Source organism: Lysinibacillus sp. (genome assembly GCF_032093475.1).
GTDB lineage: Bacteria > Bacillota > Bacilli > Bacillales_A > Planococcaceae > Lysinibacillus > Lysinibacillus irui.
Map to the genome: position 1 here is coordinate 1 of NZ_DAMDAY010000036.1, position 14,183 is coordinate 14,183.

Sequence of the window (14,183 nt, forward strand, 5' to 3'; positions counted from 1 at the left end):
AGTCAGTAGTAACTTCCTTTAACACCTCCCTTCAAAGCATTAATGGCTATTAGGAATTATCCATAACCATTAACGTTTCTTTCGTCTTTTCTAAATGATGTAAAATCATTTCAGAAGCTGCGTCAGGATTTTTTTCCTCTATAGCTTGAATAATTTGTTGGTGTTCCTCTAGCACACTTTTCATTCGTCCTGGCTGCCTAACAGCTCTTAAACCCATAAGCTGTGTTAGATTATGAAGATTCGTCAGCATTTGTTCCATAATAGTAAATTTAGCTAACTTTGTAAGTGATAGATGGAATTCATGGTCGAGTCCAATAAAACGAATCGCATCATCATTTTGCAGCGCCTCTTCCTGTTGCTCCACAATGAGCTTTAGTGATTTTAATTGATCAGGAGATGTAATGATCTGTATGAGTTTTTTTACTGCCTCTACTTCAATTGCACTTCTTAATAAAAAGACTTCCTTTTGTTCATCCTCGGTAAGTTTTTTCACAGTCATTCCTTTTCTTGGAACAGAAACAAGTAAGCCTTCCTTTATCAAGTCTTGAAGAGCAGCTCTTACCGGCGTTCTTGACGTATTTAATTTTTCGGCTAATTGAACTTCTGTAAAAATTTCATCACTAGTTATACCACCGTATAAAATAGCTTTTTTAATTTCTTTATACACTTTGTCCTGTGTTGTTTTTTCTTTTTCAATCGGCTTTAATTGTGCCCCTTCCATAATAATCCATCCTTTTTATTAAGTCTTTACCATACGAAATTAAAAAATTGAATTTATATGAATGGTTTAAACTCTTTATGTTTTATGTATACATAATACAAAATACGATTATCATAAGTCAACATCATTTTTTGTTTTTTCAGAAATTTCTGGGCAAGTGAAGCAATATCATAAAGAAAGCCCTTCTCCAGCCTACATATGTTCTAATAAACAATTAACAACGTAAACCGTGAAGGGCATGTTTGTACAAACGAAACATTTGCTAGAACATGATATTATTTAATTTTTACTATGATCTTCCCTTTAGCTCTACCAGATTCCGCATATTTCATAGCCTTTTCTGCTTCTTCAAATGAAAAAGTTCTATCAATAACTGGTTTGATGCTACCAGACTCAATCAAATCAGCAATAATACGCAATTGATCGCCACTTGGCTTCATAAATAAAAATGAGTATTGAGCATGATGTTTCTTTTCCAGTGCAGTCAACTTACGACTTGCTGCTGAAAATAACAAGGTTTTCCACCATCCTGAACCATATTCCTTGGCGAAGCGGGCATTTGGCCTGCCTGATACGGTTACAATATTTCCACCATTCTTAATAATTTTGAAAGACTTTTCTAGTGTCTTTCCTCCAAGCGTATCAAAGACAGCATCGTAATTTTTTAAAATAGCTTCAAAGTTTTCTTTCTTATAATTTATCACTTTATCTGCACCTAACGAGGTCACTAAATTGGCACCAGCTTCACTTGCCGTTGTAGCAACTGTGGCACCCATTGCTTTTGCCAGTTGAATTGCAAATGTTCCAACACCACCAGAGCCAGCATGAATTAATATCTTTTGACCTTTTTGTAATTGCATGATGTCATGTAAGGCTTGGTATGAGGTTAATCCTACTAGTGGAATCGAAGCAGCTTCTTCAAAGCTCAAATTTTTAGGCTTTAGGGCGATATCATCTTCATGAATGGAGATATATTCCGCAAAGGTACCAATTTTACTTTTCCTTGGGCGCGCATATATTTCATCCCCAACTTTAAAACGAGTTACTTTTTTGCCTACTTTTACAATAACACCGGAAAAATCATTGCCAAGGATAAGAGGCATTTTATATTGTATTAACAGCCTCACCTTTCCATCACGTATTTTGAAATCAATTGGATTAATACTAGCTGCATGAATTTCAGCGAGTACCTCAAATTCATTAATTTCAGGTGTAGGCATTTCTGCCAACCTCATTGGGGCTTTACCATATCGATCAATCACCATTGCTTTCATTGTTTATTCCTCCAAATCATCTATCGTCAATAATATTCCGTTAACAATGTCTCGATATCTAAGACAAGATTTTTTAATAACCCTAATTTTGTACGTATATCTATATAATAAAAATTTTTTGTACCTTCTTTTCGCATTAAAATAACACCAGCATCTCGTAAAATCTTTAAATGATGTGACACAGCCGGTCGAGAAAGATGTGTTTGTTCCGTGATTTCTCCTACACGCAATCCAGTTTGACAATTTGTTCCCATTAAAACCAATAAAATTGATTGTCGGGTTTCATCACCAATCGCCAATAGAACCTTTTGACAATTCATAAAGTCGTCCTTAATCATGGAAAGCTGGTCCTGTTTATTCATGTATTTCGAAGCCTCCTTTATTTCATTAGTTCAATAGTTTAAGTTAATGAACGATAACTGAAAACAACAATATCGTAATGGTGTACTCTTTGCAATATTGAGAAAGAAAATCGAGACGAATCAAAGTGAGAAGGTCAATAACTTATACTCTTCCCTTATGACAATAAAAAAACACAGAAGTCACATGGACCTCTGCATTATTTGCTTTCTTTTATAAGAGCTTTCATATCTCCAACAATAGTTTCTACTGGTACGTTTGTCGCGCCATCATAGTCTTTGACAACTGTGCCGTCTGCGTTTACTAAATAATAGTTTGACATATGTATGACTTGGTCTGAGTTAGGATCATTTTTAACTAATGAATTGAATGATTTACGTGCGAATTGTTCAATGAATTTTTGTTGATAGCCTGTTAACAACTGCCATTTGCTGTCATCCACAACATTATACGTATTTAAGTAATTCGTTAATACTTCTGGCTTATCCACTTCTGGATCTACACTAAAGGCGACAATTTGATAATCCTCTAAACCCTCATCCTGAAGTGCCTGTTGGACCTCTGTCATATTAAATGTCATTGGCGGACAAATGGTCGTACAGTTTGTAAAAATAAACATGGCTAACCACGGTTTTCCCTTCAGATCATCGAGGCGTACTTGTTCATTTTTTTGATTGGTTACTGTAAAATCTTGAACCTCAAGATTTAATGTTGGCTCAAACTTGTAACCTCCGCAAGCAGCTAAAATACTACTTAAGGCTAAAACTAAAACTAGCAGTATACTTTTCTTTTTCATTTGAGTTGCCCCACTTCCCTTCATTTCATCACCTTATTTTATTCATAATACAAGCTAAATACAAGATAATGAACTTACTTACAGATCGCTTTTTGTGTAACCTGTGAACATTAACTTTTTTTGGTATATTATCATGTGAAATCTTTAAAACAAAACTTATTTTTAAAAAAATTTTTTAGAAGTTTTTTTATTATTTTTTGTTATTTCCCAAGGCATCAGATAATTGTTATATAACACAATTATCCACCTTTAGATCCTATGCAAAATTTAATCTTAAAATAATATAAAACACAATATTCTCTTTTAGGTTATTATTTTCTTCTACATTCACCTTTATTAACAACAAACTATTTTAATAATATTATTTCAATAAAAATTCATTCTCTCTTTTATAAATTTATTTTCTAACAATTCCTTATTATTTCTACATTATTTCCTATGATTCAAAGTGACTAAAAATTATAAAAACTCAAAATTTAGTATTGCATTATAAGATTCTCCCTCATAAAATAAGTGAATATAACGACGAACGAAAAAGAAATATGTCGTTTGAAACAGAAATATATAACTTTAGGGGGAATAATAATGGTGAACGTTTCAACAAAAAAACAGGCTCAGTCTATTGATTATCATGCAATAGAGGCAATGGAATCGTTTAATAGCTTTGTGAAAAAGAAAAATACGTTTCTTTTCTCGATTACAGCAGTGTTTCTTATCCTTTATATCTTGCTACCGATCCTTGCCTTCCAGCCTGTACTACAACAAAAATTCTTCGGAAATATTACGGGTGTATGGGTATATTCCGCAGGCTTATTTATCATGACCATTGTGCTTTGTACAGTATATGTAAAAAAAGCGGCTTCATTCGATAAAGCTGCAGCTGCTGTGCTCGAAGAATATCATGCGAAGGGAGAAAATAAATGAACATTGTATCTATCGGCTTCTTTCTAGCTATTGTCGGCTTAACACTTGTGGTTACTTATATTGCAGCAAAGCGTACGTCCTCTGCAGCTGATTTCTATACAGCTGGTGGTGGTTTAAAGGGGTGGCAAAATGGCTTTGCGATTGCTGGTGACTATTAATCTGCCGCAGCTTTCCTTGGGGTGTCTGGTGCGATTGCCTTAACAGGTTTTGATGGTTTCTTCTTCTCTGTAGGCTATGTAGTGGCAAATTTAGTGCTACTTTATGTCATTGCTGAGCCTATGCGTAATTTAGGACGCTATACATTAGCAGATATGTTAACGGCTCGTTTTAATGAAAAACGTATCCGTGGTGTAGCTGCGTCAGGCACTATTATTATTGTCATTCTTTATATGATTGCACAGCTAGTAGGTGCCGGTGCATTAATTAAGCTATTGTTTGGAATTGAGTACTGGATTGCTGTGTTAATTGTCGGCGTTATGATGACAACTTATGTTTTGTTTGGTGGAATGACTGCGACTTCTTGGGTACAAATCATTAAAGCAAGCTTATTATTATTTGGGACAGGTCTTTTAGCCGTATTAGTATTAGTGAAATTTGACTTCTCTCTTATGAAAATGTTTGACACAATTGCCGTAGATCATGGTGAGGAATTCCTTGTACCCGGAATAAAATACACAAGTACTATTGATTCTGTTTCTATGATGATGGCTTTAGTTTTAGGAACGTCTGGCTTACCTCATATTTTAATGCGTTTCTTTACAGTCAAGGATGCCAAGACAGCACGTGCATCAATTTCTTGGACAACTTGGATTACAGCTATTTTCTTCTCATTAACGATTTTCCTAGGGTTTGGTGCATTAAACTTTGTTGGGCTTGATCAAATTCTTGCTGAAAGTAAGGCTGGTAACACGGCTGCCCCACTACTTGCCCATTATTTAGGTGGCGATGTATTGATGGCATTTATCGGTGCCGTAGCGTTTGCGACTATTTTAGCCGTTGTTTCAGGTTTAGTGTTAACTGGGGCGTCTGCGATATCTCATGATATTTATGGAGAAATCATGAAAGGAGGTAAATTAACAGAAAAGCAACAAGTGGTAGCTGCCCGTACTGGCTCCATTTCGATTGCCATTGTATCTATAATTCTTGCATTATTCGCTCAAAGCTTAAATGTTTCATTCTTAGTGTCCTTTGCCTTTTGTATCGGTGCTTCAGCCAATCTACCTGTTATCCTTTATACAATCTATTGGAAGAAATTTAATTCTACAGGTGCTGTAACGGCAATGGTAACAGGATTAGTATCTTGTTTAATTTTAGGAGCGATGGGACCAAATGTGTGGAGCCCAGTTGAAGGTGCTGCAATCTTTGTAGGACAACCACTTGTCCCACTTGCGGTTCCAGCTATCATTACCATTCCTCTAGGCTTTGTTGCTGGATATCTAGGTACAGTTCTTTCTTCAAGTAAAGTACCACAGGAAGAGGCAGAACGTATTTATAAAGAAATTCGCGTGAAAGCGAATACGGGTGTGTCAGTATCGGACATTTCTCATTAATATTTATACACCTCTCTTATAATGAATCTCAATTCAAAAAGTGCAAAAAAATAGGCAAAAAATTCGATTTTTGGTCGAGTTTTTCGCCTTTTTTGTTATTCGATATCTACCAATTTATTTATCGAACAATACTATTCCTCTTCCAAAAAACAGAAAAAATCCAATTTCCACTAGGTGAATAGTGTTTATTTTTAGTTAAAAAAACGAGATTTTTTTGTAAATTTACCCTCCTTTTTTTATCAAGAATCTAGATTTCTCTTTACTTCATTTATTTATCTGAATTTTCTAAAACCCTTTATACCCTTGACTTTGTGCCATTTTTTCTCTCCTAGGACTATTTTCAGAAAAATTTTTTTTACATAATTTTTCTGAAATGTATTGCAATTTTGTGAACTGTTTCATAAAATGAAAATGTGAATTCACTAAACTAGCAAATTTTAGTCTTGAGGCAGAAAAAATATACACAAAATGGGGAATGTTAATGGCGAACAATCAAGCGAAAAAAGGTGTCGTGATTGACTATGATGCAATTGCTAACCAAGAATCATTTAAGGCTCTTGTACGAAGAAAGAACTCTTTTCTTTGGTCTATAACTGCCATATTTTTATTGGCCTACATGATGTTACCAATTCTGACATCATACACGGAAATTCTACACCAAAAGGCATTTGGGGAAATTACTTGGGTGTGGATCTATTCTGCAGGGCTATTCATCATGACATGGGGGTTATGTCATTTATATGTAGCGAAAGCAAACAGTTTTGATAAAGAAGCAAAAGCGATCATCGCTGAATATGAAAACGGAGGTGGCCGCCTATGAGTAATGGAATGAGCTTTACAGCCATATTCTTCTTCGTAGCCATTGTTGGTTTAACTTTAGTTATTACATGGTGGGCTTCTAAACGTACATCTTCAGCAAGTGATTTCTACACTGCTGGTGGTGGCTTAACAGGCTGGCAAAATGGACTAGCTATCGCTGGTGACTATCTATCAGCAGCCTCTTTCCTAGGTATCGCTGGTGCAGTAGCATTATTTGGATTTGACGGATTCTTCTTCTCTATTGGTTATTTAGTAGCTTACTTAGTGGTGTTATACATCGTAGCTGAGCCATTACGTAACTTAGGGAAATTTACATTAGCTGACATGATTACAGCGCGGTTCAATAACGCAAAAGTACGTGGAACAGCTGCTTTAAGCACTATTACAATTGTTTTATTCTACATGATTGCACAACTAGTTGGTGCAGGAGCACTTATTCAATTACTTTTAGGAATCGACTATTGGATCGCCGTATTAATCGTTGGTTTCATGATGACAACTTACGTACTATTCGGTGGTATGACTGCAACATCTTGGGTACAAATCATTAAAGCTTGTCTTTTAATGTTAGGTACAGTAATTATCTCGTTCTTAGTATTAAAAGAGTTCGGCTTCAGTATATCTACAATGTTCAAAGAAATGACAACAGCTACTGATAGTGGTGCTGCTTATTTAAACCCAGGTCTAAAATATACGGATGGACTTGATACTATCTCAATGCTTATTGCGTTAGTATTAGGGACTGCGGGGCTACCACATATCTTAATGCGTTTCTTCACAGTAAAAGACGCACAAACAGCTCGTTCTTCGGTTATTTGGGCAACTTGGATTGTAGGTATCTTCTATGTTCTAACTATTTTCTTAGGTTTCGGTGCAGCAGCATTCGTTGGGAAAGAAGACATTATCGCGGCAAACGCAGCTGGTAACATGGCTGCCCCACTTCTTGCAGAAGCACTTGGTGGCGACATTCTATTCTCATTTGTTTGTGCGGTAGCATTCGCAACAATTCTTGCAGTAGTAGCAGGTCTTGTACTGTCAGGTGCATCTGCCCTATCACATGATATTTATGGACAAATTATTAAAAAGGGTAAAATTACAGAAAAAGAGCAAGTTCTTGCAGCTCGTATTGGTTCGATTACAATTGCTGTTATTTCTATCCTATTAGCGCTTGGTGCACAAACATTAAACGTTGCATTCTTAGTATCTCTAGCATTCTGTATTGCAGGATCTGCTAACCTTCCAGTTATCATTTACACAATTTATTGGAAACGCTTTAATACAGCTGGTGCTGTAACAGCGATGTTAACAGGTTTAATTTCAGCATTAGTATTAGTAGCTATTTCACCAAACGTGTGGAATCCAGTTGAAGGTAAGGCCATTTTCGTTGGTGAACCATTAATCATGTTAACGAATCCTGCTTTAATTTCTGTACCACTTGGTTTCCTTGGTGGCTTTATTGGCACATTACTATCTAAAGAAAGTGATGAGTCGAAATATCGTGAAGTAGACGTGAAAGCTAACACAGGTATTTCTGTACAGGACGTATCTCACTAATACCATGAGAACCTCGTAAGTATCTTGCTTACGAGGTTTTACTTTTTCTCCCCTATTCGCTACTATAATGTTAGAAAGGATTGGAGGGTAAATGTATGTCACAATCTAAAGCTAAAAAGCAACGAATGCATGTTAAACGGACAGTAGGCAAGGATGTTGAAAAAAATCGACAATCGATCTCCTTTAGTACACATGAACGTGTAACAAAAACAAAGAATGAAAAATTAGAGCATGATTACTCAAAACATAAAAAGCAGTATAAGGACGACTAATTCGTACCCTATACTGCTTTTTTCTTAACTTTAATGCAGAAGAACTATTAAAGCTGATAGAAGTTCTTAGTATTTTCACTAATGATTTTAGCCGCTTCCTGTGTTGACAGCCCCTTAATATGCGCGATCACCTCAATCGTCGAATGCATCATCCACGGAGATGTTCGCTTATTCGTAAATGGACCTTCAAACGGCCAAGGACCGTCTGTTTCGACCATCATGAGTTCAATAGGGTACGTTTCAATCAACTGTTGAATTTCTTTTTCATACAAACAATCAGGGGTGATGGAAATAAAATAACCATGCTGAATCATGCGTTTCACTACAGTTTCATCCCCTTTAAACCAATGAAAATGAGCTTGATGAAACTGATGCTTTTCAAGCAAATCACATACGATGGCAGCGTCCTCATAGACAGCATGTAAGATAATCGGCTTGTTAAGTTCCTTTGCCAAAACAATAAAACGCTCTAATAGCACCACGTAAGGACGGTCATCAATAGCATGTTCTTGCCTTAAATAATAAGGAAGGCCAACCTCTCCAACAGCGACCATTTCATCTGCATGACAACGAATCCAATCAAATAGTGCATCCTCTTCACATTGACTTGGTAAAGACTGTTCAGGATGAAAGCCAAAAGCTACCTTAACTTGAGGATAGCTGTTTGATAAATGCAATGTCCTTTGGCATGATGTCAAATGCATGCTAACCGCAATGACAAAATCGGCATCTTCTAGCAAAGTTGGAATCTCCTCATCTTTATACTGATCTAAATGAATATGAGCATCAATCAGCATGCATATCACCCTTTTCTTCTTGTAAATACATAAATAATTGTTGCTTTAAGGCTGTAAATGCAGCAGAATGACGAATTTCCTCTCGGCGAGGTCTAGCAAACGGTACGATCATTTCCTTTTTAACCGTTGCAGGCCTTTTCGTTAAGACTAATATTCGATCTGCCAAAAAGAGAGCCTCTTCTATACTATGCGTAACAAATAGAATAGATTTCCGGTACTCTTCCCAGATAGATAAAAGCCATGCCTGCATTTCCAATCTCGTAAATTCGTCTAGCGCCGAAAAGGGTTCATCTAAGCATAAAATGGGCTTATCACTAACTAAGGCACGTATGAAGGAGACTCGCTGTTGCATGCCGCCTGACAGTTCATTTGGATAGGCATCGATAAAGGACCCAAGACCAACCTTTTCTAGCCATTCCTTGGCACGTTCGACGTTTGGTTTACGCTGTAATTCCTCCACGATGGTAACGTTCTCTAAGATGGTACGCCAAGGCAATAGACAAGGCTGCTGGGGCATATAGCCAATCGTCCCTCTCTTTTGCTGTAAATCCTCTCCATTTAATAAAATGGCCCCATGATCGATTGAAGAGACACCACCTATTAATTGAAACAACGTACTTTTACCACTTCCTGAAGGACCCACAATAGCTACAAACTCGCCATCCTTAACCTCAAAGGACAGATCTTCAAGGACTTGCAGGGCATCAAAGGATTTACTGATGTTTTGAATGCTGAGCATGGTTGCCTCTCCCCTTCACCATGATTTTTTCTATAAATCGTATACTGCTAAACAACAGTAAGCTTAACAAAACAATGGCAAAAATCGCGACAAATACACGATCCGTGCGAAAGGAGGATTGAGCTAAGGTCATATATACGCCAATACCCTTTTTCGCACCAAGCCACTCTGCAATGACAGCACCCATGACACTGTATGTAGCAGCGATTTTAACGCCTGAAAATATAGCAGGATATGCATGCGGCCATTCCAATTTCCAAAAAGTTTGCGAAGTTGTCGCACCAATCATCGCAAAATAGTGCTTTAATTCAGGTGAAGTTTGACGAAATCCGTCCATGGCCGCAATGACTATCGGGAAAAAGCACACAAGGCAAATAATAATGAGCTTTGGTAATAAGCCAAAGCCAAACCATATTATGAGCAGCGGTGCTAAGACAAGTATTGGGATATTTTGCGACATGATCAAAATCGGATAAAACAACTCCCGAATAAACAAAAATCGATGCAACACAATAGCTACCGTTAATCCACAACCAATACCAATAGCAAGACCTAATATGGCCAATTGCACCGTAGCCAAAGCATGTGGTAAAAAGGTTGGATACGATTGAAAGCCTTCCATCAGAATACGACTTGGTGCAGGTAGAAGCCAATGGGGAACTTCAGCCACATGCACGACTAGTTCCCAGATGAATAAGAGGAAGGCGATAAAGATGATCGTCCTTCCCTTTTGAAACGCTTGTTTCATTACTGATATTTCTCCGTTAATGTATCCATGGTAATACCAGTTGGCTGATAGAGTATTTTCACTTGTGTAATCACATTAATAGCACCAAGCTCTATCATCTTGTCATTCATTTTCTCAATAAGTTGAAGCAATGTTGACAGCTCACCTTCCATCGTCGTTTCTAGCGGATGTACTTCATATTTCACACCAGATGCATCAATCACAGCAATGGCTGCATCCACATAAGGAATGACATCCTCATATTTCTCTGTTTTCGGGATAATTTGGACACTGATTAATGAATTTGCCATTTATTTGGCCTCCTTTTTAGGTAAGAAATCATTCGTAAAGGCTTGCTTTGCATCAAACTCGCCCTCTAATACCTTGTTGCTAGACATCCAATTAGCATAGTTTTCCCATACAGAAAGCTTTTGCTCTCCCCATTGCTTCGCATCGTCCTGATATTTATCAGCTAACCATTCTTGACTTTTATGCACTAATTCTTTATCTAAGTCAGGTGCCGCTTCTAGTAAAATATCTGCAGCCTCACTCGGATGCTCGATTGCGTATTCATAACCTTTAGAAGCAGCTGCAACAAAGGCTTTTACAACATCAGGATTGTCCTTTATCATTTTTTCATTAGTAGCCAAAACAGGCGTATAATAATCCAACTGATCACTATAATCCGTTAAATACAACATATTAATCTTTTCCCCACGAAGCTCTGCCTCAATACCTGTCCATGCATAATAAATCCACGCAAAATCAATATCTTTTTCCATCATCGTGAAGAAATCTAAATCACCTGCATTGACAATATCTAATTGATTAATATCGGCATTTTCTGTTTGCATTAACGATTGGAGTACCGCTTGCTCTAGTGGGGCTCCCCAACCGCCATAAGTTTTACCTTCGAAATCCTTTGGTGAGGTAATCCCTTTAGAAGCAATCGAAGCAAAGCCCGATGTATTATGCTGAATGATGGCGGCAATCGAAACAAGTGGTACATCCTGGACACGTGCCTGTGTGATGCCTTCCTGATAGCTTACCCCAAATTCTGCCTTACCAGAAGCTACAAGCTGATCTGCTCCCGCTTCCCCTGGCATCATAATATCAACATCTAAGCCTTGTTCCTCAAAATAACCAAGCTTTTTCGCGACATACAGCCCTGTATGATTTGTATTCGGAGTCCAATCCAGTACTACTGACACCTTTTTTAGCTTATCAGTTGCCTGCTTGTCCTCCTTGTCACTACAGCCCACTAATGTTACAAGTGCAGCCAATAGAATAAATAACCATTTTTTCATGCTAGGTCCTCCCAGTTTGTAATATGAAAGTGTTCATAAAGGAATGCGTGTCACCAGAAAGAAAGCGTAAATACGATGGGCAAGAGGTGTTTGAAAATATAAAAAAACGCCTAGGATTCCTCCCAGACGTAAATTGCAATCAATCTTCAAAACTTTGCTTTTTTGAATAGATGTTCCCTACGCTGGTACGAGCCAAATCAGGTTCAAAGGGTCAGCGTCTATCGGACACAATCTCAGCTAGCAACTACTAGCCCCCCTACATTCTTTCGCTATGAACTTTTCGTTGATTATTATACCCATAGTTACTCTTAAAAGACAAGGTACTAATTTGGTTTAACCGTTTTACACCAAAAAAAGCCCAGCTCACAAAAGAGACTGGGCGTTAAAAAAGCTTGGTTATTGTTCCTTTTGGGTCGTTAGAACATGGGAAATAGCCCCATCTGTTGCGATATCCACTTTAAACGATCCATTGGAATGGCGATCAGCACGAGTCAATGCTTGGACATCTAACACCTCTTGCACACCTTTTTCTGTTTCAATAACAATTTGCTCCTCATCTGTTGCTTGAATAACGGCCACAATGCGGTGCGGATTTGCTTTTAATTCTGTTAATACTTTTAGACCACGTTTTGCACGACTGGCTACTTCAACCTCTGCGACATTCATTTTCTTAACAGCCCCACGCTGTGTCACAATGACAACATATTGCGTTTGATCAGGTTGTAGCACATTCACACCGACTAAGGCTTCCCCATCTTTTAGCGTAATGCCCTTTACTCCGCCTGTTTTTACACCTGTTACTGGTAATTCCTCCATTGGGAAACGAATTGAATAAGCCGTATCTGTTGTTAACATCAATTCCACGTCATCCGTCACAAACGCTGCATAGATCATGGCATCGCCAGCCTTCACATTCATCGTTTTAATTGGTTTTGAATAACGTGTCACCGCGTAATCGGCAAGTGGAGAGCGTTTAATTTGACCATCCTTTGTCGCAGTGAAGATGTACGTATTTGGTTGATCAAATGTTTCAAAGCCATATACAGCGATAATTGACTCATCTTCACCCGTTGGCACGATACTTGAAATATGCTGACCAAGATCCTTCCAGCGAATATCTGGCAGCTCATGAACAGGCTGATAAATATAATTGCCTCGATTTGTAAATAGGAGTAAATGGTGCTGTGTATTTAAGGTTGCTTCATACAATAAGTAATCCGAATCCTTCATCGCAAAATCCTGACCATTTGAGGCGGCATGTGAACGTGTCGAAGTACGTTTAATATAGCCATCCTTCGTTACGGTTACGACAACCTCTTCACTTGGTACAAGAACATCTAAGGTAATTTTAATCTCTTCAATTTCTTGCTCAATTCTTGAGCGACGAGGCTCTGTAAAGCGTTTCTTAATATCAAGCAATTCTTGTTTAATGACACGTACAAGCTTTGCCTCACTTTGTAAAATCCCCTCTAGCTTAGCAATCAACCTATTTAGCTCGTCCTGTTCTTGTCGAAGCTCTGTAATGTCTGTATTGGTTAAACGGTATAATTGCAAGCTGACAATCGCCTCTGCCTGTACCTCTGTAAAATCAAACTTCGCCTGTAAATTAAGCTTGGCATCCTTTTTATCATTAGAAGAACGGATTGTTGCAATCACTTCATCTAAAATGGAAAGGGCTTTAATTAACCCATCCACGATATGGGAACGATCCTTCGCCTTTTGTAAATCGTAAATGGAACGGTTCGTGACTACTTCTTTTTGATGGGCAATATAGGCATCCAATAATAATGGTAAGGTCATCATTGTTGGACGACGATTATGAATGGCAATCATATTAAAATTATATGCTACCTGTAAATCCGTTGTTTTAAATAGGTATTGAAGAATTCCTTGTCCTGGTACATCCTTTTTCAGTTCAATGACAACACGTAAGCCAGTTCTATCAGATTCATCACGAATTTCCGCAATCCCCTCAAGACGTTTATCTACGCGTTGCTCATCAATTTTTTTCACAAGATTCGCCTTATTGACATCGTATGGTAATTCTGTGATAACAATTTGCTCTTTACCACCCTTAATAGGCTCCACAACCGCTTGTGCACGGACAATAATTTTACCGCGACCCGTTTCATATGCTTTTTTAATGCCGTCAACGCCTTGGATAATACCACCTGTCGGGAAATCTGGCCCTTTAATGACCGTCATTAATTCATCCACTGTCGCAGTAGGCTTATCTAAGCGCATTAATACGGCATCTAACACTTCATCTAAAGCATGTGGCGGAATATCTGTCGCATACCCCGCCGAAATCCCTGTAGATCCATTCACTAGTAAGTTAGGGAA

14 protein-coding genes, 1 pseudogene and 1 riboswitch are annotated in these 14,183 nt (G+C 37.8%); of the genes and pseudogenes, 5 read left to right on the forward strand and 10 right to left on the reverse strand.

Going from position 1 to position 14,183, the window contains the following annotated elements; all coding sequences use genetic code 11:
- Window positions 1-49: 49 nt before the first annotated feature.
- From RT445_RS09845 to RT445_RS09860, 4 genes are all read right to left on the reverse strand, one after another.
- Entirely contained in the window at window positions 50-721 is a 672-nt protein-coding gene (locus RT445_RS09845) for a GntR family transcriptional regulator (RefSeq protein WP_274793180.1), read from the reverse strand.
- A 275-nt stretch (window positions 722-996) separates the two neighbouring features.
- Complete coding sequence (locus RT445_RS09850; RefSeq protein WP_274793181.1) at window positions 997-1,995, reverse strand: NADP-dependent oxidoreductase; 999 nt, start codon at window positions 1,993-1,995, stop codon at window positions 997-999.
- Window positions 1,996-2,021: 26 nt separating this feature from the next.
- The gene (locus RT445_RS09855) at window positions 2,022-2,357 is read right to left on the reverse strand and encodes an ArsR/SmtB family transcription factor (RefSeq protein ID WP_274793182.1); all 336 of its coding nucleotides are present in this window, start codon (window positions 2,355-2,357) and stop codon (window positions 2,022-2,024) included.
- 197 nt (window positions 2,358-2,554) lie between these two features.
- Window positions 2,555-3,151 (reverse strand): SCO family protein, encoded by a 597-nt coding sequence (locus tag RT445_RS09860; protein WP_274793183.1) that lies wholly within the window; start codon window positions 3,149-3,151, stop codon window positions 2,555-2,557.
- 585 nt (window positions 3,152-3,736) lie between these two features.
- Here RT445_RS09860 and RT445_RS09865 point away from each other — a divergent pair.
- From RT445_RS09865 to RT445_RS09885, 5 genes and pseudogenes are all read left to right on the forward strand, one after another.
- Window positions 3,737-4,075: a DUF485 domain-containing protein gene (locus tag RT445_RS09865; protein ID WP_274793184.1), complete on the forward strand. Its 339-nt coding sequence runs from the start codon at window positions 3,737-3,739 to the stop codon at window positions 4,073-4,075.
- Window positions 4,072-5,625 (forward strand): annotated as a pseudogene (locus RT445_RS09870) (solute symporter family protein). The gene RT445_RS09865 and the pseudogene RT445_RS09870 overlap by 4 nt, the downstream one beginning before the upstream one ends.
- Window positions 5,626-6,106: 481 nt before the next feature.
- Window positions 6,107-6,445 (forward strand): DUF485 domain-containing protein, encoded by a 339-nt coding sequence (locus RT445_RS09875; protein ID WP_274793186.1) that lies wholly within the window; start codon window positions 6,107-6,109, stop codon window positions 6,443-6,445.
- Between the two features lie 8 nt (window positions 6,446-6,453).
- Window positions 6,454-7,998, forward strand: a complete 1,545-nt coding sequence (locus RT445_RS09880) for a solute symporter family protein (protein WP_274797330.1) — start codon at window positions 6,454-6,456, stop codon at window positions 7,996-7,998.
- A gap of 95 nt (window positions 7,999-8,093) precedes the next feature.
- Window positions 8,094-8,270 (forward strand): hypothetical protein, encoded by a 177-nt coding sequence (locus RT445_RS09885; protein WP_274793187.1) that lies wholly within the window; start codon window positions 8,094-8,096, stop codon window positions 8,268-8,270.
- A 47-nt stretch (window positions 8,271-8,317) separates the two neighbouring features.
- Here the strand turns inward: RT445_RS09885 and RT445_RS09890 are convergent, their stop codons facing one another.
- From RT445_RS09890 to RT445_RS09915, 6 genes are all read right to left on the reverse strand, one after another.
- Window positions 8,318-9,067, reverse strand: coding sequence for a TatD family hydrolase (locus RT445_RS09890; RefSeq protein WP_274793188.1), 750 nt, complete (start codon window positions 9,065-9,067; stop codon window positions 8,318-8,320).
- Window positions 9,057-9,806, reverse strand: coding sequence for an ABC transporter ATP-binding protein (locus tag RT445_RS09895; protein ID WP_274793189.1), 750 nt, complete (start codon window positions 9,804-9,806; stop codon window positions 9,057-9,059). Before RT445_RS09895 ends, RT445_RS09890 begins: the two co-directional genes overlap by 11 nt.
- Window positions 9,781-10,554: an ABC transporter permease gene (locus tag RT445_RS09900; RefSeq protein ID WP_274793190.1), complete on the reverse strand. Its 774-nt coding sequence runs from the start codon at window positions 10,552-10,554 to the stop codon at window positions 9,781-9,783. Before RT445_RS09900 ends, RT445_RS09895 begins: the two co-directional genes overlap by 26 nt.
- Window positions 10,554-10,844 carry a thiamine-binding protein gene (locus tag RT445_RS09905; RefSeq protein ID WP_274793191.1) on the reverse strand — a complete coding sequence of 97 codons (291 nt, stop codon included), beginning with the start codon at window positions 10,842-10,844 and terminating at the stop codon, window positions 10,554-10,556. Before RT445_RS09905 ends, RT445_RS09900 begins: the two co-directional genes overlap by 1 nt.
- The gene (locus RT445_RS09910; RefSeq protein WP_274793192.1) at window positions 10,845-11,840 is read right to left on the reverse strand and encodes an ABC transporter substrate-binding protein; all 996 of its coding nucleotides are present in this window, start codon (window positions 11,838-11,840) and stop codon (window positions 10,845-10,847) included. It abuts the gene before it with no gap.
- Window positions 11,841-11,997: 157 nt separating this feature from the next.
- Window positions 11,998-12,108, reverse strand: a riboswitch (TPP riboswitch).
- 128 nt (window positions 12,109-12,236) lie between these two features.
- The coding region (locus RT445_RS09915) for a DNA gyrase/topoisomerase IV subunit A (protein ID WP_313470482.1) at window positions 12,237-14,183 on the reverse strand (1,947 nt) is incomplete at its 5' end.